The organism is Enterobacter cloacae complex sp. 370H10, from assembly GCF_050031535.1.
In the GTDB taxonomy this organism is placed as follows: domain Bacteria; phylum Pseudomonadota; class Gammaproteobacteria; order Enterobacterales; family Enterobacteriaceae; genus Enterobacter; species Enterobacter intestinihominis.
Window position 1 is genome coordinate 18,293 of the sequence record NZ_JBLGWG010000003.1, and the last position, 24,485, is coordinate 42,777.

Here is a 24,485-nt window from a genome sequence, read left to right on the forward strand (position 1 = left end):
GTCACATAAACAACCTCCGGTATCCGGAAAAAGCGAACCTGTTAATTCAGCAGAGGTAATGCGCAATGGGGTTTAAACTCTCAGGATTAAAACTTCCCGGTTTTAACAAGAAAAAAGAAGTAACAGACTCTTCAACTACTTTTGAAGAGAAAAATGTATTGATGCAGGAGAAAATGAACCGCATTTATAAATTCGGTGGTATTGCAGGAATTGCCGTAGGTGTGTTGTCTCTGCTGGCACTGAATGGAGCGCTACCGTTAAAGAGTACGGTTGTCGAAGCTTATCTTATTAATGGTGTCACTGGCGTTGCTGAAAGACTGACTTCTGTTAAAAAAGAAAACCTCTCTGAAAATGAAGCGCTGGCGAAATACTTCATTACTCAGTATGTGAAGCGTCGTGAAGGGTATAACTATTTCAGTCTCCAGCATGATTATGATTATGTTCTGTTATACAGCGCTGAGAATGTGGCGACGGATTACAACGCTTTAATCAACGGCAACCAGTCACCAAAGGTTATTTATAATAAAGCGGAAAAAACCGCATCTGTTCAGGATAATCCGTCCGTGATTATCAGTCCGTCATCCCGGCGCGATGATAAGGATATGGGAGCATATATCCGGTTTAAATTAACCATTCGAAATGTCGCGACAGGCCAGGATGATTATGAATACTGGAACGTCCGGTTGACCTACCGTATTGAACCACAGGTCGAAATGGCATCGGGTGACCGAAACAATAACCCGCTTAAATTCGTTGTAACGAGCTATGTACGCGATAAAGAAGTGAAAGGGTGAAAACTATGAAAATGAATAAAGGAGCGCTAATTGTGGCGCTTCTGTTGGTGTCGCACGTCTGCCATGCAGCCGTTACGCCAGCAGCCAGCCGTTTTGATCCCCGTAATCAGATTGTCAGTTATAACCCGCAAAACACGACAGTCATAAACAGTGCGGTTGGCTATACAACCACACTGGTATTTGACGAGGATGAAACGGTCATCAGTGCCAGAACCGGCTTTCCCCAGGGCTGGGAAGTGAACAAAGAAGATAACCTGGTGTATCTCGAAGTGAAGCCCGTCAAACAGACCGTACAGAAGAACAGTACCGATGACAATGGCAACCAGTCTTCAGAGGTGGTCAGTGTAGCCCTTGATCCTGAAAACGACCTGGAACGCTGGCGAACAAACCTGTTTGTTCGCACAACAAAACGTAATTACAGCATGGAGCTGAACGCCCGAACGTTCCGGCAGCCGGATAAGATCGCGTTTGTTGTTAATTACCAGTACCCGCAGGAACGCCGGAAGGAGCAAGCCGAAATCGAGAAGAAACGGATTGAGGCTCTTAACAAGCGGCAGGAGGAGCAGGCAATCAACCGTTCTCTTGAAAATGCGAAGTCGCCCAAGAACTGGGATTACTGGAAGCGGGTAGCTGACGGCAGCCAGTCAATCAGCCCGGATTATGCGTATGACGATGGCCGCTATACCTGGTTTGGCTTCAGCCCCCTGAAGAAAATCCCCAGCGTCTTTGTTATGAGCGGCGAACAGGAAACGCTGACTAACCCGGTAGTCAAAAACAGCGGTAGTTTCACCGTTGTTGGTGTTCCTGTAGACCAGCGCTTTGTTTTGCGTATGGGAAATCAGGTTGTTGGGGTTGAAAACCGGGGCTTTGGCAAAGTCCGTCTTCCGGCAGGAGATACCGTTTCCCCGAACGTTGAGAAAGAGGTGATCCAGTGAGCGAACAGGAAAATAAAATCCCGACCGCTGTAGAAATTGAACAGGCACTACGGGAACGGCATCAGAAAGAAATTGAGCAAAACGATAAAACGGATAAGGGAGATGAAGATGACGGTAAATCAGTAAAACGCCTGGGTATCGAGAAGCTTAAAAAATCGCGTAAGGGGCTGGTGATTATTGTGGCCGCTTTCCTTCTGCTGGCCGCCGGGGTGTCTGTCTACTATATCCCGTCGATTATTCGTGCAATGTCCAGCGGTGATGATAAGCCTGCCAGTAATGCGGTATCTACTGGTTCAGTAAAACGCGCGACAGGACTCAGCGATGATGTTGATCCATTCAACACCAGGGAAGAACCGGCTAAGACGGAAGAACGGAAGGAAAGCAGCGGCAAAGCGGAAACGCCACCGGAAAAAGTACAACAAAACTTCAGTCGTGCGCTGGATGTGGCCTATGGGGGGAGCAGCTCTGCTTCCTCAAATTCCGGTGGTAGCTCATCAACGGCCAGCAATACCAGGAACGAGGGGGACGGCAGTGACAAACAGGCAGAGGTTCAGCCTGTTAATGCAGGGCAACCCGCGCAGCTTTCTAAAATTACGCGCGTTCCTTATGACCCTAACCTTTTCATTCCTGAAAATACCGCGATTAAGTGCTCGCTGGACAGACGATTTATTTCTGATCTGGCTGGCAAGCTGGTCTGTACGATTAATGAGGACGTATACAGTGCAAACAGGAATGTAAAGCTAATTGAAAAGGGAACAGCCGCATATCTGATGTATAAAACGGGCACGTTCAATCATGGTCAGGGAGCCGTGTTTATCGCTGCTACGAAGCTTAGAACACGTAAGGAACCTTTCATTGATATTCCGCTGATTGATACACAGGCGGCGGGAGCGCTGGGTGAGGCCGGGGCTTCAGGCTGGATTGACACACATTTTGCAGATCGCTTTATGGGCGCGATGATGGTTGGCATGATCCCCGATGTGGCACAGGCCGCAAGTGGAGCGGCTAAAAGTAATAAAGACAATCAGACCGACTATACAGCTAACAGTCGCCAGGCTTTTGCTGATATAGCACGCGAAGCGTTTGCAAACAGCGTAAATATCCCTCCAACGCTTTATAAAAACCAGGGGGAAATCATTACTCTGATCGTTGGTCAGGATTTGGATTTCTCCAGCATCTACAAATTAAAAATGGTGGGTACCCGGAGGTAATTTGATAACGCTGGATATCAAAGAGTTTTCAATGCTGTTAGGAATAAGGGAAAGCGAAATATACCATCATATTCGTAAGGGCATACCAATAAATGGCGTTCCTTTCCCCAAACCACTGAAACAAATCAAAACGCATCGATTTAATTACGAAGAAGTCATGCGTTTTATTGAAGATCTTAAAGGAAAAGGTGAATTATGAAGGATGCAGAGAACAGACATATTGTTTATGAAATAATAGATGAATACTTCCACCACTGGCTTAATGAAGTCGATGGTTTAACTGAAATCGCGGTAAATCGGCCTGATGAACTGTTTGTTAAAGTGAGTGGGAAATGGCAGCAGCATGAATTAAAAATGGATTTTAAAGATTGTATGTCATTTGCAGGGGCAATTTCTGATTATCATGATGGTGGGTCGGTTACGCCAGAATATCCCTTACGTTCTGTTACGCTCCCCGGAGGGGAGCGTGTACAAATAGTTATTCCCCCGGCAACGGAACGGGAAACGGTGTCTATTACAATCCGTAAGCCGTCCAGTGTGTTTATCGACCATGATACCTTTGTTAAACAAGGGTTTTACTCAAGGCTAAATCAAGGGGGGAAATTCAGGGATAAAGAAGATGAATTATCTTCAATGTTTAAAGATAATTGTTTTGAACAATTTGTCCCTGAATGCCTGGTTAAGGGTAAAACGATGGTATTTTGTGCCGGAACGGGGGCGGGTAAAACCACCTTTGCAAATGCCTGTCTTCAGTACATACCCCATCATTTACGATGTATTTCAATTGAAGATACAGATGAAGCAAAGTTCAGGTTCCACAAAAATCATGTGAAATTGTATTACCCGTCAGAAGGGGAAAGTAGCACTGTCAGTTCCGCTTCTCTTTTACGTTCTGGTTTTCGTATGAACCCGGACAGAATCCTCATGACTGAGGTTCGCGGCGCGGAAGCCTGGGATTTTCTCAAAGGCTCAAGTTCCGGCCATGCAGGGAACCTTACAACCGTCCATGAGAGCACCCCTGAAGATGCTGTGCTTGGACTGGTTCAACGGTGCTATATGAACCCTGAATGTCAGAATTTGCCTTATAACATTATATTGCGGAGGGTGTTAAGCAACGTCGATGTGATTATGAGTATTAAGTACATCGATGAGGAAGATAACCGATTTGCATCGGGTATTTACTATCGTGATATTCATTTTCAGGAATACTTTGAAAAGCTGAAGGAGTGATTATGTCTCTGAAACTACCCGATAAAGGCCAGTGGGCTTTTATCGGTCTGGTTATGTGTCTTGTGACGTATTATACTGGCTCAGTTGCTGTTTACTTCCTGAACGGAAAAACGCCGCTTTATATATGGAAGAATTTTGATTCCATGCTGCTGTGGCGGATAATAACAGAGAGTAATATACGGACAGATATCAGGTTAACCGCAATCCCCTCTCTTTTATCAGGTATGGTTTCGTCTCTCATTGTGCCTGTTTTTATTATCTGGCAACTGAATAAAACGGATGTTGCTCTTTATGGTGACGCGAAGTTTGCCAGTGATAATGATTTAAGAAAATCGAAACTTCTGAAATGGGAGAAAGAAAACGATACTGATATTCTTGTAGGTGCATATAAAGGTAAATACCTGTGGTATACCGCACCAGATTTTGTATCACTTGGCGCAGGAACCCGCGCAGGTAAAGGGGCTGCAATAGGTATTCCAAACCTGCTGGTCAGGAAACATTCCCTGATTGCATTAGATCCAAAACAGGAACTGTGGAAAATCACCAGTAAGGTACGTGAAAAACTGCTGGGTAATAAGGTCTATCTTCTTGACCCTTTCAACAGTAAAACGCATCAGTTTAACCCGCTTTTCTATATTGATTTAAAAGAAGAGAGCGGGGCTAAAGACCTGCTGAAGCTGATTGAGATCCTGTTCCCGTCTTACGGTCTGACCGGAGCGGAAGCACACTTTAATAACCTCGCGGGGCAGTACTGGACGGGGCTGGCAAAATTGCTTCATTTCTTTATTAACTACGACCCCTCCTGGCTTGGTGAGTTCGGGCTTAAACCTGTTTTCTCAATTGGTTCTGTAGTCGATTTGTACAGCAACATCGACCGGGAGCTGATACTCAGTAAGCGAGAAGACCTGGAGGGAACAAAAGGACTTGATGAAAACGCGCTGTATCATCTGCGCGATGCCCTGACCAAAATCAGGGAGTATCACGAAACCGAAGACGAACAACGTTCGAGTATTGATGGTTCGTTTCGTAAGAAAATGAGTCTGTTTTATCTTCCGACTGTTCGCAAATGTACAGACGGCAATGATTTCGACCTTCGCCAGTTGCGCCGGGAAGATATCACTGTTTATGTTGGCGTTAATGCTGAAGATATGTCCCTGGCCTATGACTTCCTCAACCTGTTCTTTAACTTCGTTGTGGAAGTCACGTTACGAGAAAACCCTGACTTTGACCCGACACTGAAACATGACTGTCTGATGTTCCTGGATGAGTTTCCGTCTATTGGTTACATGCCAATCATTAAAAAAGGTTCGGGTTATATTGCCGGGTTTAAACTCAAACTTCTGACGATTTACCAGAATATCAGTCAGCTTAATGAAATCTATGGTGTTGAAGGTGCCAAAACGCTGATGAGTGCGCATCCCTGCCGGATTATCTACGCTGTCAGTGAAGAAGATGACGCTAAAAAGATTTCGGAAAAGCTGGGCTATATCACCACCAAATCGACAGGTTCAAGCAAGACAAGCGGACGCTCAACGTCGAAAAGCAGTTCAGAAAGTGAGGCGCAGCGCGCCCTTGTGCTCCCGCAGGAGCTGGGAACGCTGGATTTTAAAGAAGAATTTATCATTCTTAAAGGTGAAAACCCGGTTAAAGCTGAGAAAGCCCTCTACTTCCTCGACCCGTATTTTATGGACAGGCTGATGATGGTAAGCCCCAAACTTACCGAGTTAACCGCCTCTCTGAATAAGACTAAAAAAGTATTGGGTGTTAAAGGGCTTAAATATCCTTCTAAAGAAAAAATGCTCTCCGTCGGTGAGCTGGAGTCAGAGGTTTTACTATGAAAAAAATGTTAATGGTCAGTGTCCTTTTTCTCTCTGCCTGTTCCTCTCCGCCTGAACCACCACAGGTTGACTGGGAACAGAATCCTGAAACGGTGAATACACAATTAATGGACTGGCAACCGACATACTCAGTTATTAAATCAGACAAGGTTAATTCATCGTGGGTTAAGGTTATCCATAATTTCAGGCCTGAAAACCGCCTTTACGATGATGCTGTTTTTTATTCTGTTGCACATTCTGATTCAGTGATTGTTGAAACCAGTAACGGAACAGACTTTTTCACAGCTAAAAACTGGTTGAGGGCGAACGGTGCAAACGGTGTCATACAGTATCGTTATAAAATGAACTGTTTTTCTTGCCGGACTACCAGTGTTTATTTATCACGATAACGCCGGATTAATAAAATTCTTGTAATTTTATTGAGCCGGGGTTGAACAACCGCAGGGCGTTAGTTGCCCGTTATCCATGAGGTGTATATGAAAAAGACCGTAACCACGGCAGTGCTGCTTTGTGCGTTCGCTGCCGGAACTGCTCATGCTGAGGAAAAGGCCGACCCGAACGATCCATGTGCAATGGTGTTATGCCTTGCCGGAAAACTTGACGGAAGTAGTCCGGCAGAATGTGACCCGATGTATAAAAGTTTTATGTCAATCAGGAAAAAGAATAAACATGGTTTTTTACCCGATCACACGGCAGATGCCAGAAAGAAAAAACTAAATGAATGTCCTGCGGCTGATGCAGGTACAGTAAGTAAAATTATTTCAAGCTTTGGCCGATTGAAAAACTTTTAATTCTGTTTGATTTAATTCTGATGTGAATACGCAAGTTTCAGGTTTGAGACTGGAACTTGCGAACATTTTTTACAGGGGTGGGAGGATGAAAATTATTAACGTACCTGATGCAAGAAGTGTGAGAATTGCCGGAATTGAAATTATCGATAGTGTCAAATCGGTCGCTTCTGTTTTTACTGAAATTTTGTTGTTTATGGTCTGGTTTCCGGCAATTGTCTATGGGCTTTATCGTTTTGTTATCGTTTTGTGGGATGCTTCCTTAAAGCCGCAATCGCTCATTGAGTTTATTAATTTCATGGTTGAGTTATACAGCTATGTACTTCCTTCGTTGGCTGTTATCGCAGTGGCTTTAGTCGTCGTTTTATCCATTTTTAAAAGACTCTCAGCAATATGGGAGGGAAGAAAGCAATGAGACATTTTTTTAATGTTCTTTCCTTTGCTGTTGCCCTGTTGCCAGCTACATTGTGTGCTGCTCAGATTCAGGGGAAAGTTATTCGCGTTCTCGATGGAGATACCATCGAAGTTAAAACACTACCCGCGAAAATTGTTGTGTATGAAGTTCCGATTCGAGTCCGATTGATAAATATCGATGCACCGGAAAAAAAACAACCCTTTGGTCGCTGGTCAACCAATCAACTTAAAGCCCTGCTGGCAGGGCAATCAGTTACCGTCTCTTATACGCAAACAGATCGCTACGGGCGAGTCCTGGGACGAGTGGTGACAGCGAACGGCACTGAGGCTAACCGCCAGCAAGTGCTAAAAGGGGCTGCATGGGTTTATGACAGGTACAACACCGATAACTCATTACCGGCTCTGCAACGGGAAGCTCAGACACAGAAGCGCGGCCTGTGGGCTGACAGTAATCCCGTTCCTCCGTGGGAGTGGCGTCATAAACAAAACTGACGCGCTTCGCTTGTCCAACCCCTCCTCTGCCTGAAGAAAATCTTCAGGCAACGTCACGGTTTTTAATATACATGGTGCGCATATGGGTAAATTAACTCTGGTAGAGCAGGCTTTACGGCTCCATAAAGAATATTACGGTGAAGATAATTTTGGTACTGTCGTAAAGGATTGTGATTACTATCCTAAAGTGGCAGAGATTTTTATAAACAGAAAGAATCGTAAAATTTATTCGAATCTTGATATCGAACCCGTTGCTTCAACCGTCGTTCATACGGGAAGTAGCCCTGTTATGGCTAAAGCCGGGAGGATTAAAAAGCTTATGTTTAAAGATGGTTCGGGAGCATACCGGATTCATCTTGGTCAAAATGAAGTGGTTCATATTATTCGCTTCATTCTTAACTCTAAAGTCAGAATGGAGTACGCAGTTGGCACAACCAAAAGTATGTCGATGCTTCATAATCTTTGCGAAGCTGGACGCGCTAAATTAAACCGCTCTTTACCCCGTAAAGGTATCTGGAAAATCGGGTGTTACGACGGCGTTTATTATCACGGTAAGGCAAGGAAGGAAGAAATAGAAAACGCTTTACGTTTTTCTGTTCATCCAAAGTTTAATGAGCTGGAGAATGACTTTAATCAGTTCTTTTCGGATATTGATTTCTACACCCGTTATGGTCAGTCAGGAATGCGAAAAGTGCTTTTTACTGGTCCTCCGGGCACAGGGAAAACGACTATCGCAAAAGCTTTGGGGGCAAAATATCAGGATAAATATGTATTTGTTTATGCTGATGATTACTTTAAAGATGTTTGCTATGCCGCAGCTCAAAAGAAAATACCCGTTATCATAATAGCTGAAGAGGTTGATGAACTTTATCGGGCTGATGCCGGAACGTTAAGTTTTCTTGATGGGGCTGATACACCGCGAAATCTTGCCGGGACATATGTTATTTTTTCAACGAACTATCCTAACCGGATTGATCCGCGCATCAGAAAACGCCCTGGCAGAATTGACAGAATCATATCTGTAGGTGCTTTTCGGACTAAAGCCGCTGCCGCTTGTGCCAAAATGTACTTACCAGACGATATAAATATTGACCTTAAAGAACTTGGCGCGGTGCTGGACAGAACGACTCCTGCTGAAATAAAGGAGATAATAAATATTGCTATTGGCATGATTCGCGGAACAAAAAACGAATTAACAGTAGATGTAATCAAGAATGCGCGTGCCTTTTTGAAAGGAACCCTTGACCTTAGTGTGCAGGAGGCAGAAGAAGACATAGAGGAAAGGGAAGAAATCTTTAAAAAGAATGGTGCGCAGCCTGACTATTCAAGTTACCTTGAGGATTGATTAATGAGACTTTTTATTGCAGAAAAACCGTCTTTAGCAAAGGCTATTTTTGAAGGACTGGGCGGAAATCCCAATACAGAAAAGAAAAACGGCTATTTTGAACACGGTTCTGATGTCGTTACCTGGTGTTATGGTCATATGCTGGAGCTTTACGACCCACAGGATTATGACGACAAATATTCCAACTGGCGTTATAGTGATTTACCCATTAAAGCGGTTTATCCGCCAAAATATAAAATCAAGCCTGAATCAGAAGCACAGACCCGCATTATTTTGTCTCTTATCGATAAAGCCGACAGCATCGTTCATTCAGGCGACCCCGATGATGAAGGATGTTTGCTGGTTGATGAGATTCTGGGTTATGCCGGAAACAAGAAACCCGTCCAGCGACTGCTTGTTGCCGACCTCAACCTTGCGCCAGTGCAAAAATCACTGTCGAATTTACAACCTAACGATAAATTTCGCGGTATGACGTTAAGCGCCCTGGCGCGTTCCCTGTGCGATCAGGGTTTTGGCTATAACATGACGCGGGGATGTACATTAAAAGGCCGTGAGAAGGGCTATGACGGCGTTCTGAACGTTGGCCGGGTACAAAGTGCCGTTCTTGGTCTGGTGAACATGCGCACGCTGGCGAACCAGAATCACACAGAAAGCTTTTATTACGATGTATTCGCCAGTCTGTCGATGAACGGGCATCAGATTAAGGCGAAATATCAGACAACAGACGACGATCAGATAGACGAGAAAAAACGCCTGATCTCCGAAGCTCAGGCCGCGCATATTGCCGGACGTGTTACGGGTAAGGATGCTATTGTTACTATCGCGACGACAAAGCCGGAAAATAGCAAGCCTCCGCTTCCGCTTAACCTTTCCACGCTTCAGCAGCTCTGCGCAAAGCGATTTGGTTATTCTGCAAAAGATACGCTCGATGTGATGCAGGGGCTGTATGAAACTCACAAGCTTCTGACCTATCCACGTTCTGACAATCGCTATCTTTCAGATGAGCATTATTACCAGGCCGGAGATATTGCCACTGCTATAGCGGCCACCGTACCCGAACTGGCGTCTGCGATCGTAGATATGGATAAAGGCCAGAAACACAAAGCCTTTAATGCCAGTAAGATTGAGGCGCACCACGCCATCATCCCGACGACAAAAAGCGGAGCCGGTATTCAGCTTAATGAAAAAGAGCGGAACGTTTATAACCTGGTGTCCGTCTACTTTATCGGGCTGTTCTACCCGGATGCGATCCGCAACAAGACGAAAATCCACTTTGATATTAAGGGGGATACCTTTACGGCCACACAGAGCGTTCTGGTACAAAAGGGCTGGGAAGCGCTGGGTAAGGATAGTGATGACGAGGACGAAACCGAAGATGCCGGAACGGACGGTTTTGACCTTTCATTGCTGAAATTTAATGACAGCGGCCTGTGTGAATCGGCAGACGTGGACAAGAAAAAGACTACACCACCTCGCTATTTCACAGAGTCAACGTTACTGGCCGCCATGACGAGTGCGGCAAAATTCATTGATGATCCGGCTCTCAGAAAGGCGCTGGAAGCGAAAGACGAGGGCAGCAGTGATCGTGGCAGTATCGGAACGGAAGCCACCCGCGCGGGTATTCTTGAGAAACTGGCGGCAAATACCGGGCTTATCTCCATCGAAAAAGAAAAGGGGTATTCGGAGCTGGTATGGAAAACCACAAAACAAGGCCAGGAGTTTTGCGCTGCACTGCCTCCTGAAATCACTAAACCGGATATCTCCGCTCTGTGGGCTGAAAAGCAGTCTCAGATCAAAGCCGGAGAGCTGACAGTTGAGGAGTTTATTAAGGAAAATGATGAGTACGTCCAGGGGTTAATCGACGAGCTGGACAGGAACGGAATTTCGATTTCTTCAAATGCCACGCCCTGCCCGGTTTGTAACAACGGTTTCCTGCGTAAGCGTAAGGGGCAAAATGGCTTTTTCTGGGGATGCTCCTGCTACCCTGAATGCAAGACAACATTCCCGGACAAAGACGGCAAACCGGATATGGAAGCAAAATCCAGATCAGAAGGTTCCATGTCCCGGCTCGAAGCCCCCTGCCCTTCATGCAGTAAAGAAATTATTATCCGGCCTAAAGGCTTTTTCTGTTCCGGGTGCGAGTTTAAAATCTGGTCTGAAGTGTCAGGAAAAAAACTGACACAAAATCAGGTTGAGACATTAATCAAAAAAGGTAAAACCGGAGAGATTAAAGGCTTTACCAGTAATAAAACCGGGAAAAAGTTTGACGCTGCAATTGTTTTGCAGGATAAAACTACGGGTAAACTTGGGTTTCAGTTCAGTAAAAAATAAGGATTAACTCGATGAGTGAAAATGAAACGTTTGACGCAACAAAAAAGCTACTCCTGAATATTCGCTCTGTTCGTGTTTTTGCGCGAGAAACCAGCTTTGAACAACTGCTGGAAATGCAGGAAAAGCTTAACGCCGTGATCGAAGAACGTCGTGAAGAAGCAGAGCGTGAGGCAGCAGAACGCGCAGAGCGCGAAAGAAAGCGCCAGGAACTGCTCCAGTTGATTGCCGGAGAAGGTTTTTCACCGGAAGAACTGCTTGGCCTGTCCGAAGATGCGCAAAAAACACGCAAAAAGACGTTGCCAAAAGCGCCGCCTAAATATCAGTTTGATGAAAACGGCGAAACGAAATACTGGTCTGGTCGTGGCCGGACACCAAAACCAATCGACGAAGCGTTAAAAGCTGGCCGTTCTCTTGATGAGTTTCTCATCAAAAAAGATGCTTCCAGCACTGCTGGTGACGAACAGTAATCTAACAAGCCTCTGACACTGCGTCAGAGGCTTTTTTTTAGCAAAAAGGGCGCGGGGGGTTATGGTGAAGAAATCTTTGGATATCTTCGCGGGGATAAGGGAAGTAGTCTCTGATATCTTTGGTTTCTAACTTACCAGTGCAGTGATACGTCTGAAAATAGATCCACTCTGCTATTGTTTTGTAGATGTGATTTCCCATGTTCGCGCTTTGAGAACCATACTGCATGACTTGTGCATCCAGGTCATTACACATCTCCGGCGGAGTGAGTACATGATATGTCCTGCATAACAGCGGGCGGTAATTGTAGATTGAGCATGTTCCCTTCTCAGACAAAAACGGACATTTTGACTCATGCCCGGTCGTAAGCGGGTTGTCTCTGGCAGTAAGTTTACTTGCTTGTGCAATATGTGTTGCCTCAAGCGCGGTTAAATGAACATCCATTTTACAGCACGAAGAGCACCCCTTTTGACAGGAGGTAAACGTGCTCACAAATTCTTTGTTAAAACGATCCAAAAAGGCGTACATCTGTTTTAACTTGAGGTAAATATTACCGGATTGAGTATTGAGTTTATTTATGAGTGCCTTTAACTCATCGAAATACTTATCAGGTACGGGTTTCAGATTGGTATAGCCGGGTAATGTTTCGCCTGGCTCCAGGTGGATCACTGAGTTAGGTTTGATATCCATTGCTTTTGCTTCCTATATTCTTCTCGCGCTGGTTGTTCATTTGACACTAAAACAAGCGTCATACAATGGCAAGGTGTCAAGCCCAGCAGTAAATCACGCTTGCCAGCAAACCAGTTTCCTGCAGCCGGTTTGGCCGTTGATTTTTGCCAGCAATATTACCCGCTCGATGCCCGCCCTGGGCGTGAAATTGCCAGCAAAAAAGATTGCCGCTATCAAAGGTGTGGTTTATATTATCTGTATCGTACGATACAGATAATGGAGAAGCTTAATAGATGACTGAAAAAATCACTGACGAGGAACTGGTAGATTTGTTGGAGGCGCTCAAAAGAGCACATGGTATGGGCGTTTGTTCAAAGGCGGTTAAGCTGGCACAGCGTTGCGCTGATGTGTTCCCTGCTATTGTTGCAGAGTTACAGGAATATCGGAACGCCGCTAAGCGAACTTCAGCATGACAAGAGCCACGGAACGCGCTTACAGCGAGCTACAACAGGCGTTTGATTTCTATAACCAGCGCCTTTTTGACGGCGAACTCCCTGACTGTCTGATTACGTTCCAGCGCGGCAAGAACACAATGGGCTATTTCAGTTACAGGCGCTTTGTTGCTGCTGACGGCAGCGGCAGGATGATTGATGAAATCGCCCTCAATCCTGAATACTTCCCGGTGTACCCGCTTATTGAAGTCATGCAAACGCTGGTTCATGAGCAGTGCCATATGTGGCAGTACCACTACGGCAACCCGTCGCGTAAGACGTACCACAATGCGCAGTGGGCGGCAAAAATGGAAAGTATCGGACTTATGCCCTCCTCCACCGGGAGACCTGGTGGTGCGAAAGTCGGCCAGAAGATTAATGACTATCCGATCCCTGGTGGCCGCTTCCAGCGCGTCACACTGGAACTGTTCCAGGGGCAATTTGCTTTGAGCTGGTTTGATCGCTTCCCTGTCCAGGTCGAACAACAAAAAGATATGACCGCCGTAATAGAGCAATGGCGCGAAACGCTTGCTCTGGCGCATCAAAATGCTGAGGCCGGGATTGATATAGAAGCGGTGCTTTCTATGGCTCTGCTGCCGTCAGTGTCACCGCAGAACGGGAGCCATTCAGATGATATGGCCGGGAGCAATGACAATGATTTGTCAGTTGCAGCATTTGAGGACAAGCCAAAACGAAATAAAGTTAAATATCAGTGTCGCGGGTGTGGCGCTGCCGTGTGGGGCAAAGCCGGACTGAATATTGAATGCGGCGATTGCGAGCTGGCTTTCATCGAAAATTAATTGCCAGCAAATTTTCCCGGTCACATCTGTTGGCCAGTGTTTTTTGCCAGCAAAGTTTCTTCCCGGGTTCGCGCCGGCAGCGCAAAAATGACAGCAAAAGAGGGGTATCATGGGGCATTACACAATCAGAACGAATGACGACGAAGATCAGGCCATTAAAAAGGCGCAGGAAGCGACCGGACAGGCATCAGCCAGCAAAACCTTTATGACGGCTATCCTTGAGCTTCAGCGTAACAGAGACGAGATGGCGCAGCTACGGCGTGAACTGGCGCAGGAAAAAGCGCGGAGTCAGGAGCTGGTATCATCGGTAAAACAATTCCGTTCCAGCCTGAACAATCTGTTTGATCTGGCTGACAACCCTTAAATAACAAGGAGCGAAACGTGCATACCACAAATGCGATTATCCTGTGCCTGGTGTCATATCCCTGCATCGTTGCATGGGTTATCTATAAAAACAGATTTGTCGATTACTTGTTTTTAACTCTGCTTGCTTGTTTGGGGAGCATTTTTTCAGTCGTATTGTATAAACAGCCCGACTACTCATTGACCATATATCAGGCCGTTGCTGTCGGCTATGCTGCCGTGATCATGCCAACGGTGTTAGTTTTGAGTGTCGTTAATATCTTCATGGGAAAAGCAGAGAGAACGTGCAAATGAATACACTGGCTGCACTGGAAAATACGTTTCGTGATATGAGAAAGCATGGCTGCCAAACAGTCATGGTCACGCAGTCTTTAGCTGATTTTGGCCGCTACAGCTATAAACCGCGCCCTGCATTTCAGGACTGGATCGAACGGCTGAAGACTGGCGAACGTCTGCCGCGAGGCCGTTACTTTGTTGGCAAGAAGCCTGGTGGCCGCCTGGTGCTCATTGATGAATTGGGGGGAACATGGACAGAAAAAGTAACAGTGATTCATACCAACGCTGGATGATAGAGAAGGCTGACAAAAGGGAAAGGACGCAAATCAGTATGTCGTTCGTAAAGATGAAGGACGTACTTTTTAACGTGCTGGCTATCGGTACTGTTTTAGCAGCCCTGGTGGTGATCTTTTATGAAGTGCAAAGCAGCTTATAAATTGATGGCCGTTGACAATGAATGTCATACTACCTGACCGGGCAATGCCGGAAGATTTCTTTCACGGGTGATGGTTTGTGATCCCGGCATTGTTCCGGCGCTCTCTCGTAAATTCTCGCGCCCAATCCCCCTCGCAAAACCTCAGAATTCACGTAACGCACCGCGATTTCGGCAACCATCAACCCTAACGTCCTTATGTTGTTGGGTTTGCCGCAGAACAATTTATTCATTTAAAATAGATTTAAACGAAGCGGGAAACCGCAGACGTAAAAAAACCGACTGGTGAGGTCGGCTTTTTTACGGTTCCGGTGCGAGCTGGTAACTCAGCCCGGAAGGGAAACTCTCTACAACTGACAATAGTATGATAATCCGTGAAGCCTGATTATGCAATATGACGGGCAGTGACTGTGCGTTAACGGTTTGCCTGAACGTTAGATAAACGTATAATCAGAGGGTTAGCTCTGTGGTGAGTCTCTCCCTGCATTCCGCTAAATGCGGCATGAACAGGTTCAAAGTCCTGACAGGTAATACAGGTGGTGCTGGTTATCTGTGCTCTGGCAGGAGTGAGACTCTCTACAACTGACAAGACGAAGAGAAGCCGTGGTGACAGGCAGTGTAAGAGCAAGCCACGGTGTCTTTACTCCATTTATGGAGAAAACGGATGATTAACCTGTTAATCATCGTTCTGAGGGCGGTAGCGGCGCTTGCAAACGCGCTGATTGCCATTCTGGAACTGATCCGCCAGTTCATCGACTAATGAACACGGAAACGTAATTAAGGCCGGAGGAACACCACCTCCGGCCTTTAATAAAAATATAGTTTAGTTACAACATTCACTAGTCTGTACTAACCACCACACACCTGACCTTCTGCGCACAAGTTACCTTTAATCACTCCTAAACAGGCATTTCATGAAACTCCCCTGTTCTTGCATCGGTAACAGGGGTCTGACGCTCAGTGGAACGAAAACTCACGTTAAGCAACGTTTTCTGCCTCTGACGCCTCTTTTAATGGTCTCAGATGTCCTTTGGTCACCAGTTCTGCCAGCGTGAAGGAATAATGGCCGAGCATATTGATATGTCCGTGGCAAAGCGGGGAGAGGCGTGCGATATCTTCATCATTCAGTGTTTCACCCTGCGCCCGGAGATGATCCAGGGCTGCCTGCATATAAATAGTGTTCCATAACACGACGGCGTTAGTGACCAGCCCCAGTGTGCCCAGTTGATCTTCCTGACCGTCGGTATATCGTTTTCTTATCTCACCTTTTTGACCGTGACAGATGGCTCTGGCAACGGCATGGCGACTTTCTCCCCGATTAAGCTGGGTCAGAATGCGCCGGCGGTAATCTTCATCATCAATATAATTAAGCAGATACAGCGTTTTGTTGATGCGCCCCACTTCAATGATTGCCTGAGTCAGTCCGGAAGGACGTTCACTTTTCAGCAATGAACGGACCAGCACTGAAACCTGTACTTTGCCCAGCTTCAGGGAGCCAGCGGTCCGGATCATTTCGTCCCACTGAGGGGTTCTAGGGATTTTCCGTCCAAAAACGACAAAGTGCTCTGGAGGCCCCGCCGTCTGTGGCCTCCAGAGGGGTATTACTTTTTTCGAGATCCCTATTTGGGCTCTGTTTGAGTAAGATTTAGTCTTTTTGGGCTAAATCCATGGCATTCGAAGAACGTGTCCAAATCTTGTCCGAGGCAGAACAAGATGAGTTATATGGACCCCCCGCTTTCACCTCCGCCGACCAACGCTTCTTTTTCTCGCTGAACGATAAGGAACTGGCGATCGCTAAAAGCCTCCGTCATCGGGGCCAGCGTTACATGCTGGTGGTACTGCTGGGCTATTTCAAAGCCAAGCCGGTGGTGCTGAATCCCGGCTTTCATCAGATCAAGCAGGACCTCAAATACGTTTATCAAACCGTTCTACCAGGCCCAGGCTGTAGACCCTTTAATCTCACGCCAAAAGAGAACGAACGGATTTACCAACGTGTTTTCCAGCTCTGCAACTACCAGCGCTGGAATGTCAAAGACCATGGAGCGGCGTTGAGAGATTACTTATCCCAGCAAGCCAGAGCCTGGACAGCGCCTAGGCACCTCTTCGATGCGGCCAATGAATATTGTTCGGGGCAGAAGATCGCAATCCCTGCCTACAGCACGCTGCAAAAGATCATCAGTCAGGTGGTGGGAGACGAACAGGAACACATGGCCGCGCACCTTGAGCGTGCAATGTCACGCGGTCTTAAGCAAGCACTGGCGGAGCTCGTGAACGGCACAGGTCCACTGCCGTTCCGACAGTTGCGACAATCGGCTCGTAACTTCACCGGAACCGAGTTGGAGAAAGAACTGATTGTCTATCGCCATATCCAGCATTGGATGCCGGAAGTGGATCTGCTGTTGAGCACGCTATCACTGTCGCAGAAAAATCTGCAACACCTGGCAGAGAAAGTCGACTACTACGGTGCCAAACTGAAACGTCAAACCGTAGGCAGCCAATGGCTGTATTTATTGTGCTATCTTCAAACGCGATGGCAGCAAGCGCTGGAACGTATTGCCGATGGCTTTGTGCATCATGTCAGACAGACCAAACAGAAGGCAAAGGATTATGCGCAGGAAGCGGTGTTTAAGGATTGGCAAAAAGCAGCTAAAAATGTCAGCAAGGCAGCTGAAGTACTGCACCTGTTCATTGATGACAGCATTGATCTGCAACTACCGTTTGCAACAGTAAGACAGCAAGCACTGAGCCTGCTGACCAAAAGGGATCTGGAATCTGTATGTCTCTTCCTGAACGAGCAGCGACGATCGGTCGATGAAGCCATGTGGCAGTACTGCGACGAGAAAGAAAGTCTGCGGAAAGGTTTGCTGCGAGAGTTGTTCCTATGTCTGCGCTTCGAAGGCTGCGACGGCACCCAGCACTTAGCGGCCGCCTTGGCGAAAACACAAAACGAACTCAACGGCCAGGACGCTCAGTTGCAAACTGCCGACACCAGACTCCTTTCCAAAAAATCACGTGAATTCCTGCTGGATGGTGAAGGGAATATCCTGATCGATCGTTATGAGTGGTTCCTCTATCAACAGATTCCTGATCGCCTGAATGGGGTCGGTTCCGGCTGAGGGCGAAATGACACCCTAAGCGTTAGCTCTGTGTCGTTGCACGATGTCAGCGACGGTATTCTTGCTGATACCGAGCTCGCGTGCGATCCAGCGATAGCTGCGTCCCTCGGCCCTCATCGCAACCACCTTAGGCAAAAGTCGGTCTGATTTTGGTCGCACTCCGGCCTGACGACCAAGCCTCTTACCACGTGCCTTCGCAACAGCAAGGCCTGACTTGACCCGCTCGCTGATGAGATCCCGCTCAAACTCCGCAATGCCGGAAAGAAACGTCGCCAGCATTCGTCCATACGGCGACGAAAGATCGAACGCCATTCCATTCATGGCTATCACGGAAACCTTCCAGTTCTCCAGTTCACGTAGCGTATTGAGCAGATCGAGCGTCGAGCGCCCCCACCGGGAAAGCTCAGTGACCAGGATTGCATCAATTTGTCTGGACTGGGCAAGCGCCAGGACTTTCTTTCGCTCGGCCCGGTCGAGTTTAGTTCCTGAACCTGTTTCCTTAAATATTCCCACCACGTCGTAGCCGGCACGGCCGGCGAAGGCTCGCAGATCAAATTCCTGGCGTTCACAAGACTGATCCGCTGTTGAAACCCGGCAGTAAATGGCGGCACGATGTCCCAATTGAACCCTCCTGGATTTTTGTATCGGAACGCCCTGATTTATATGGGCTGGCTGTTGTCCAAAACAGACTATACTTCAAAAGGGACGAATTTGTATGTCACGACGCCATATTTTCACCGAACGGCAGCGAGCAGCGCTGTTCGATCTGCCCACGGACGAACTGTCGCTACTGAAGTTCTACACGCTGGGCGATGATGACCTGGAAAACATTAGGCAGCGCCGCAGACCGGAAAACAGGATTGGCTTTGCCCTGCAACTTTGTGCCTTACGATATCCGGGCCGTGCACTGGCTCCTGGTGAGATGATCCCGCGTGAAGTCCTTTCCTTCGTCGGTGCTCAGCTTGGAGTTCCGGCTGATGCGCTTCTCACTTATGCCACACGGCGCCAAACCCGTCAGCAGCACATGGACACGCTGCGCGAAATTTACGGCTACAAGACCTTCACGGGCCGTGGTGCCCGTGATCTGCGGGAGTGGACTTTCGGCCAGGCCGAAGATGCCAGATCAAACGAGGATCTTGCTCATCGTTTTATTGTGCGGTGTCGGGAAACTTCCACCATTCTGCCCGCAGTATCGACAATCGAGCGCTTGTGCGCGGATGCTCTGGTCGCCGCTGAGCGGCGGATTGAAACGCGGATTGCGGAAAATTTAACAGCGGATGTTCGCGATCACCTGGACAAACTTCTGAGTGAAATGCTCGCCGGCAATATCAGTCGTTTCATCTGGCTTCGCAACTTCGAGGTTGGTAACAACTCGGCTGCTGCTAACCGTTTGCTCGACAGGCTCGAATTTCTGCGTACCCTGAATATCAATCATAGTGCTTTGGCCAGCATACCTGCCCATCGCATTGCCCGGCTGCGTCGGCAGGGTGAACGCTACTTCACCGACGGTTTGCGTGACATCACTTCGGACCGCCGCTGGGCGATCCTTGCCGTCTGTGTTGTGGAGTGGGAAGCGGCGATTGCTGATGCCATAGTCGAAACCCATGACAGGATCGTAGGAAAAACCTGGCGGGAAGCGAAGCGCCAGCATGACGAAACAATTTCCGGCTCTAAAGCCACACTCACGGATACGATCCGTACCTTCACCGCGCTGGGAGCTTCGTTGCTTGAGGCCCGCAGTGACGGAACCCCGCTGGAGATGGCTGTCGCCAGTTCGGTTGCATGGGACCGGCTCGCTCAACTGGTAGCGACAGGGACTCAACTCAGCAACACGCTAGCCGATGAGCCTCTTGCATATGTCGGGCAGGGATACCATCGCTTTCGTCGTTATGCGCCCCGCATGTTGCGCTGTCTGAAGCTCGAAGCCGCGCCGGTCGCCGGACCATTGGTAGCAGCAGCTTTGTCGATCGGAGAGATGAAAGGTGTTGCATCGCCAGAAAGGCGTTTCCTGCGGCCCAGCTCCAAATGGAACCGTCATTTACGAGCTCAGGAAAAAGGAGATACCCGTCTTTGGGAAGTGGCGGTACTCTTTCACCTCCGGGATGCTTTTCGTTCCGGAGATGTCTGGCTCGCTCATTCGCGCCGCTATGGTGACCTCAAGCAGGTACTGGTGCCGATGATCGCGGCGCAGGAAAATGCAAAACTGGCCGTGCCTTCCAACCCACAGGATTGGCTGGCAGACAGAAAGGCGCGACTCACGATCGCTCTTAAGCGGCTGGCCCGGGCTGCCCGTAACGGCACTATTCCGCACGGTAGCATAGAAGATGGAACGTTGCGGATCGACAGGTTGACAGCAGACGTGCCGGATGGTGCCGAGGCACTCATACTGGATCTGTATCGCCGAATGCCGTCCGTTCGGATTACCGACATGCTGCTTGAAGTTGATGCAGCCCTTGGTTTCACAGATGCGTTTACCCATCTGAGAACCGGGGCTCCATGTCGCGACCGGATCGGTCTGCTCAACGTCCTGCTCGCTGAAGGGCTCAATCTGGGCCTGCGTAAGATGGCGGAAGCTACAAACACGCATGATTACTGGCAGCTCTCACGCCTTGCCCGCTGGCATGTTGAAAGCGAAGCCATGAACCAGGCATTGGCAATTGTGGTGGCCGCGCAGGGTAAACTGCCGATGTCACGCGTCTGGGGGATGGGCACGTCAGCATCGAGCGATGGTCAGTTTTTCCCGACAGCGCGGCATGGCGAAGCCATGAACATGGTCAATGCCAAATATGGTTCTGTTCCCGGCCTCAAAGCGTATACTCACGTAAGCGACCAGTTCGCGCCATTCGCTTGTCAGTCGATCCCGGCGACCGTGAGCGAGGCACCGTATATTCTCGATGGACTACTGATGAACGAGGTCGGTCGCCATGTTCGCGAACAGTATGCCGATACAGCAGGATTCACCGACCATTTGTTCGGAGCCAGTAGCCTGCTCGGCTACAATCTCGTTCTGCGAATCAGGGATCTGCCATCGAAGCGGTTGTACGTATTTAATCCCGATACGACCCCCAGGGAGTTACGCAAGTTGGTAGGTGGAAAAGCCCGGGAGGATCTTATCGTTGCGAACTGGCCTGATATTTTCCGTTGTGCCGCGACGATGACCGCTGGCAAAATCAGGCCCAGCCAACTCCTGCGCAAGCTCGCTTCTTACCCACGACAAAACAACCTTGCAGTTGCGCTTCGTGAAGTTGGTCGTATTGAACGGACCCTTTTCATTATTGAGTGGATCCTGGATACGGACATGCAGCGGCGTGCTCAGATCGGTCTTAACAAGGGAGAGGCCCACCATGCGCTCAAAAATGCGCTCCGTATCGGGAGGCAGGGGGAAATTCGCGATCGCACGACAGAGGGGCAGCACTACCGAATCGCTGGGCTCAATTTATTGACTGCGGTGATCATTTACTGGAATACCGTCCATCTTGGTCATGCCGTCACGGAGCGGCGGAACGAAGGGTTGGATGTTCCCCCTGAATTTCTTCCCCACATATCCCCATTGGGCTGGACGCACATTCTACTGACTGGCGAATATCTTTGGCCCAAGGAACCGAAAGCTTAGGGTGTCATTTCGCCCTCAGCCGGAACCGACCCCTGAATGGCCAGCTGACGCTGCCTGATATCACTAAATACCGGGCACTCGACGCCGACCTGATCGACGGGGAACATTGGCGAAAAAACAAATATACGCTGCTTCAACAGAGCCATTTTACAAAATTAGCGGAGGAGCCTGAAAAGCTGATCAAACAGATGGCCATGGAATTGGATACCCGTTTGTACGAAGTCGGCGAATATCTTGAACAGGAAGACAACCGGAATATCATCTTGCGTAATCCGCAGGGTAAACGCTTCTGGCGCCTGCCTTCGGCCAGCAAACATCATCTGGTCAACAATCCCTTCTTCCAGCAAATTCCCACAACGGGGATTGCGGATGTACTGCGCATGGTTGATCGTGACACCGGTTTCATTGACTGCTTCGCTCATGTGCTGGGTTCCCAATCCAGAAGCCGTTCCCATGAATATGACCTGTTGGCAATTCTGGTCGGCAATGCAACCAATCAAGGCATTTACGGCATGGCACAGATCTCTGATCGTACCTATGATCAGCTCAGCACTATCCAGGCGAACTATCTTCGCCTGGAAACATTGAATGCTGCTAACGACAACATCAATAACGCGACAGCCAAGCTACCCATCTTCCGGTACTACAACATCCAGGAAGATGTGATCCACGCCAGTGCCGATGGTCAAAAGTTCGAAGCCCGGCGCGAGACCTTCAAAACCCGTTATTCGTCGAAGTACTTTGGCACTCAAAAAGGTGTTTCTGCCATGACCTTGATCGCCAATCACGCTGCGATCAACGCCAGAGTGATCGGCGCCAACGAACATGAATCGCACTACATCTTTGATTTGTTGATGAGCAATACGTCAGACATCATTCCGGATGTGCTCTCAACCGATACCCATGGGGTGAACCATGTGAACTTCGCGTTACTGGATCTGTTCGGATACCAGTTTGCCCCACGCTATGCCCAGGTTGGCAAAGTGATCAATGACATGTTTGATGTCAAGGAAGACAAAGAACACCGAATTCAGCTGTGCTTAAAAAAGCCAATCAATACCCATCGTATTGCGCAGCACTGGGATACCATCCAACGGATTGCAGTATCACTTAAGCAGCGGAAAACAACGCAAGCCACCTTGGTGAGAAAGCTCTCGGAGTACAAGCGCAATCACCCGCTGCTGGAAGCCCTGACGGAATACAATCGCCTGGTGAAAGCGAATTATCTACTGTGCTACATCGATGATGCCAGTTTAAGAAACTATGTTCAGCGCGCGCTGAACCGGGGAGAGGCCTATCACCAACTGCGTCGGGCCGTGAGCAGCGTCAATGGGGATCAGTTCCGGGGCAGTTCAGACGAAGAAATCCAGCTATGGAATGAGTGCGCTCGCCTGGTCACCAATGCCATCGTTTACTTCAACTCCAGGATACTCAGCCAGCTGTTGACCAGCTTCGAATACCAAGGAGATACCAAGAGAATAGATATCGTCAAACAGGCATCCCCTGTGGCCTGGCACAACATTAACCTCAAGGGGACTTACCACTTCGAATTGAGCGAAAAATTGCCAGATCTGGAGGAGCTTATGCGCTCAATCGAGGGATATTTACCCGTCAGCGAAAAGTAATACCCCTCTGGAGGCCACGGACGGCGCGGCCTCCAGAGCACTTTGTCGTTTTTGGACGGAAAATCCCTAGAACCCCATTATCTAAAAATACTTAATTGTCTTTTAACGTCGCTAAATTTTAAATAAATAAGTGAAGAGTGTTAGTGGAGCCACTGATTTAAAGTTGGCAGAGTAAAACTTGAAGTGCGACATAAACCACCTAATTAATTTAAAGGGTTTATGGAGTATATAAAATTGTCATACCATCATCTTAACTTTGAAGATCGTACTGCATTAATGCTTGAGTCAAGAAAAGAAGGCTTTTCAGCCAGAAAATTTGCTGAACTCATTAAAAGACATCCTAGTACGATCTATCGTGAGCTTAAAAGAAATAGCATCAATGACGTTTATCAAGCTCGATATGCTTCTGATAACACCTTCGCTAGACGTAGACGTGGTCACAGAAAACTCAAAATCGATTCAATCCTCTGGAAATTTATTGTTGAAGCGATCCGTTGTTTATGGTCTCCTCAGCAAATAGCAAAGCGTTTAAAGACATTTCCTGATTTGGATCAAACAATGAATGTAAGCCATACAACGATTTATTCAACGATACGAGCATTACCAAAGGGTGAGTTGAAAAAAGACTTATTATCCTGTCTACGTCATGAAAATAAAAAGCGAAAAGCTAACGGTGAACCTAAAAAAGATTCTATATTACAGGATATTAAAACTATTCATGAGCGCCCAGCCGAAGTTCAAGAAAGAAAAATACCGGGTCATTGGGAAGCTGATTTAATTAAAGGTAAAGACAATAAAAGTTCGATAGCAACACTTATTGAACGAAATACACGGCTCTGTATCTTGGCAACATTACCTGATGCAAAGGCAGAATCAGTGCGCAAGGCTTTAACTGAAGCTCTGAAATATTTACCTGCAGAACTGCGTAAAACGTTGACCTATGACCGTGGACGTGAGATGTCAGAACATAAAATACTCGAAGAAGATTTAGGCATAGATGTATATTTCTGTGACCCACATTCACCCTGGCAAAAAGGCACATGCGAAAATATGAATGGTTTAATTAGGCAATATTTACCTAAAGGGATTGATTTAAATCAGGCAGATCAGCATTATTTAAATCAAGTTGCCATGTCACTGAATACTCGTCCTAGAAAGGCGTTAGATTGGCTTACACCATTAGGGAAGGTGCGAATAAGCGGGGAAATTCTTCTCGGCTGACTCAGTCATTTCATTTCTTCATGTTTGAGCCGATT

At 47.7% G+C, this 24,485-nt stretch carries 24 protein-coding genes and 3 pseudogenes; 24 read left to right on the forward strand and 3 right to left on the reverse strand.

All coding sequences use genetic code 11. From position 1 onward, the window contains the following. The first annotated feature begins 65 nt into the window (after positions 1-65). From ACQG2Q_RS26350 to ACQG2Q_RS26410, 13 genes are all read left to right on the forward strand, one after another. Positions 66-794, forward strand: coding sequence for a virB8 family protein (locus ACQG2Q_RS26350; RefSeq protein ID WP_004199085.1), 729 nt, complete (start codon positions 66-68; stop codon positions 792-794). A 5-nt stretch (positions 795-799) separates the two neighbouring features. Next, positions 800-1,729, forward strand: a complete 930-nt coding sequence (locus ACQG2Q_RS26355; protein ID WP_000783386.1) for a TrbG/VirB9 family P-type conjugative transfer protein — start codon at positions 800-802, stop codon at positions 1,727-1,729. Further along, on the forward strand, positions 1,726-2,940 hold the full coding sequence (virB10, locus tag ACQG2Q_RS26360; RefSeq protein WP_001295060.1) for a VirB10/TraB/TrbI family type IV secretion system protein: 1,215 nt from the start codon (positions 1,726-1,728) through the stop codon (positions 2,938-2,940). Before ACQG2Q_RS26355 ends, virB10 begins: the two co-directional genes overlap by 4 nt. A gap of 1 nt (position 2,941) precedes the next feature. Further along, the gene (locus tag ACQG2Q_RS26365; RefSeq protein ID WP_000629109.1) at positions 2,942-3,139 is read left to right on the forward strand and encodes a DNA-binding protein; all 198 of its coding nucleotides are present in this window, start codon (positions 2,942-2,944) and stop codon (positions 3,137-3,139) included. Then, on the forward strand, positions 3,136-4,170 hold the full coding sequence (gene virB11 / locus ACQG2Q_RS26370) for a P-type DNA transfer ATPase VirB11 (RefSeq protein ID WP_000650512.1): 1,035 nt from the start codon (positions 3,136-3,138) through the stop codon (positions 4,168-4,170). The genes ACQG2Q_RS26365 and virB11 overlap by 4 nt, the downstream gene beginning before the upstream one ends. A gap of 2 nt (positions 4,171-4,172) precedes the next feature. Beyond that, entirely contained in the window at positions 4,173-6,008 is a 1,836-nt protein-coding gene (locus ACQG2Q_RS26375) for a type IV secretory system conjugative DNA transfer family protein (RefSeq protein ID WP_000053822.1), read from the forward strand. Then, on the forward strand, positions 6,005-6,397 hold the full coding sequence (locus ACQG2Q_RS26380; RefSeq protein ID WP_000738524.1) for a cag pathogenicity island Cag12 family protein: 393 nt from the start codon (positions 6,005-6,007) through the stop codon (positions 6,395-6,397). The genes ACQG2Q_RS26375 and ACQG2Q_RS26380 overlap by 4 nt, the downstream gene beginning before the upstream one ends. A gap of 87 nt (positions 6,398-6,484) precedes the next feature. Beyond that, positions 6,485-6,799: a TrbM/KikA/MpfK family conjugal transfer protein gene (locus ACQG2Q_RS26385; protein ID WP_000754496.1), complete on the forward strand. Its 315-nt coding sequence runs from the start codon at positions 6,485-6,487 to the stop codon at positions 6,797-6,799. A gap of 85 nt (positions 6,800-6,884) precedes the next feature. Continuing rightward, the gene (locus ACQG2Q_RS26390) at positions 6,885-7,211 is read left to right on the forward strand and encodes a hypothetical protein (protein ID WP_004208538.1); all 327 of its coding nucleotides are present in this window, start codon (positions 6,885-6,887) and stop codon (positions 7,209-7,211) included. Then, positions 7,208-7,702, forward strand: coding sequence for a thermonuclease family protein (locus ACQG2Q_RS26395; protein WP_001215543.1), 495 nt, complete (start codon positions 7,208-7,210; stop codon positions 7,700-7,702). The genes ACQG2Q_RS26390 and ACQG2Q_RS26395 overlap by 4 nt, the downstream gene beginning before the upstream one ends. 82 nt (positions 7,703-7,784) lie before the next feature. After that, positions 7,785-9,047: an AAA family ATPase gene (locus tag ACQG2Q_RS26400; protein ID WP_000517490.1), complete on the forward strand. Its 1,263-nt coding sequence runs from the start codon at positions 7,785-7,787 to the stop codon at positions 9,045-9,047. A gap of 3 nt (positions 9,048-9,050) precedes the next feature. Continuing rightward, complete coding sequence (topB, locus tag ACQG2Q_RS26405) at positions 9,051-11,378, forward strand: type IA DNA topoisomerase (protein ID WP_004199098.1); 2,328 nt, start codon at positions 9,051-9,053, stop codon at positions 11,376-11,378. Between the two features lie 11 nt (positions 11,379-11,389). Next, the gene (locus ACQG2Q_RS26410; RefSeq protein WP_001293458.1) at positions 11,390-11,845 is read left to right on the forward strand and encodes an H-NS family nucleoid-associated regulatory protein; all 456 of its coding nucleotides are present in this window, start codon (positions 11,390-11,392) and stop codon (positions 11,843-11,845) included. 37 nt (positions 11,846-11,882) lie between these two features. Here ACQG2Q_RS26410 and ACQG2Q_RS26415 read toward each other — a convergent pair whose 3' ends face one another. Next, positions 11,883-12,533, reverse strand: a complete 651-nt coding sequence (locus ACQG2Q_RS26415; RefSeq protein ID WP_000351937.1) for a YkgJ family cysteine cluster protein — start codon at positions 12,531-12,533, stop codon at positions 11,883-11,885. Between ACQG2Q_RS26415 and ACQG2Q_RS26420 the strand changes: the two genes are divergently transcribed. The 7 genes from ACQG2Q_RS26420 to dqlB all read left to right on the forward strand — a co-directional run bounded on the left by ACQG2Q_RS26420 (position 12,523) and on the right by dqlB (position 15,635). Next, the gene (locus ACQG2Q_RS26420) at positions 12,523-12,789 is read left to right on the forward strand and encodes a hypothetical protein (protein WP_032072053.1); all 267 of its coding nucleotides are present in this window, start codon (positions 12,523-12,525) and stop codon (positions 12,787-12,789) included. The genes ACQG2Q_RS26415 and ACQG2Q_RS26420 overlap by 11 nt on opposite strands. Positions 12,790-12,805: 16 nt before the next feature. After that, positions 12,806-12,985 carry a hypothetical protein gene (locus tag ACQG2Q_RS26425; protein ID WP_023408316.1) on the forward strand — a complete coding sequence of 60 codons (180 nt, stop codon included), beginning with the start codon at positions 12,806-12,808 and terminating at the stop codon, positions 12,983-12,985. After that, positions 12,982-13,803, forward strand: coding sequence for a SprT-like domain-containing protein (locus tag ACQG2Q_RS26430; protein WP_000196235.1), 822 nt, complete (start codon positions 12,982-12,984; stop codon positions 13,801-13,803). The genes ACQG2Q_RS26425 and ACQG2Q_RS26430 overlap by 4 nt, the downstream gene beginning before the upstream one ends. Positions 13,804-13,912: 109 nt before the next feature. Continuing rightward, complete coding sequence (locus tag ACQG2Q_RS26435) at positions 13,913-14,167, forward strand: hypothetical protein (protein ID WP_000510385.1); 255 nt, start codon at positions 13,913-13,915, stop codon at positions 14,165-14,167. Between the two features lie 17 nt (positions 14,168-14,184). Further along, positions 14,185-14,460, forward strand: a complete 276-nt coding sequence (locus ACQG2Q_RS26440; RefSeq protein ID WP_000557557.1) for a hypothetical protein — start codon at positions 14,185-14,187, stop codon at positions 14,458-14,460. Beyond that, a complete protein-coding gene (locus ACQG2Q_RS26445; RefSeq protein ID WP_001093608.1) occupies positions 14,457-14,735 on the forward strand; it encodes a hypothetical protein in 279 nt (92 codons plus the stop codon). Before ACQG2Q_RS26440 ends, ACQG2Q_RS26445 begins: the two co-directional genes overlap by 4 nt. An 804-nt stretch (positions 14,736-15,539) precedes the next feature. Beyond that, the gene (gene dqlB / locus ACQG2Q_RS26450) at positions 15,540-15,635 is read left to right on the forward strand and encodes a DinQ-like type I toxin DqlB (RefSeq protein ID WP_000609145.1); all 96 of its coding nucleotides are present in this window, start codon (positions 15,540-15,542) and stop codon (positions 15,633-15,635) included. Positions 15,636-15,886: 251 nt separating this feature from the next. Here dqlB and ACQG2Q_RS26455 read toward each other — a convergent pair. Next, positions 15,887-16,399, reverse strand: a pseudogene (locus ACQG2Q_RS26455) (Tn3 family transposase); the annotation flags it as partial. Positions 16,400-16,542: 143 nt separating this feature from the next. On the opposite strand from ACQG2Q_RS26455, the pseudogene ACQG2Q_RS26460 reads away from it, so the two are divergent. Further along, a pseudogene (locus tag ACQG2Q_RS26460) lies at positions 16,543-17,976 on the forward strand (Tn3-like element IS3000 family transposase); the annotation flags it as partial. A gap of 30 nt (positions 17,977-18,006) precedes the next feature. On the opposite strand, the gene ACQG2Q_RS26465 reads toward ACQG2Q_RS26460, so the two are convergent. Further along, positions 18,007-18,612, reverse strand: coding sequence for a recombinase family protein (locus tag ACQG2Q_RS26465; protein ID WP_000509966.1), 606 nt, complete (start codon positions 18,610-18,612; stop codon positions 18,007-18,009). Between the two features lie 94 nt (positions 18,613-18,706). Here ACQG2Q_RS26465 and ACQG2Q_RS26470 point away from each other — a divergent pair, with 94 nt between their 5' ends. From ACQG2Q_RS26470 to ACQG2Q_RS26480, 3 genes and pseudogenes are all read left to right on the forward strand, one after another. After that, positions 18,707-21,604: a Tn3-like element Tn5403 family transposase gene (locus ACQG2Q_RS26470; RefSeq protein ID WP_426759286.1), complete on the forward strand. Its 2,898-nt coding sequence runs from the start codon at positions 18,707-18,709 to the stop codon at positions 21,602-21,604. A 32-nt stretch (positions 21,605-21,636) separates the two neighbouring features. After that, positions 21,637-23,229, forward strand: a pseudogene (locus ACQG2Q_RS26475) (Tn3-like element IS3000 family transposase); the annotation flags it as partial. A 219-nt stretch (positions 23,230-23,448) separates the two neighbouring features. After that, positions 23,449-24,450 carry an IS30 family transposase gene (locus ACQG2Q_RS26480; protein WP_023408311.1) on the forward strand — a complete coding sequence of 334 codons (1,002 nt, stop codon included), beginning with the start codon at positions 23,449-23,451 and terminating at the stop codon, positions 24,448-24,450. The last annotated feature ends 35 nt before the right edge of the window (positions 24,451-24,485 follow it).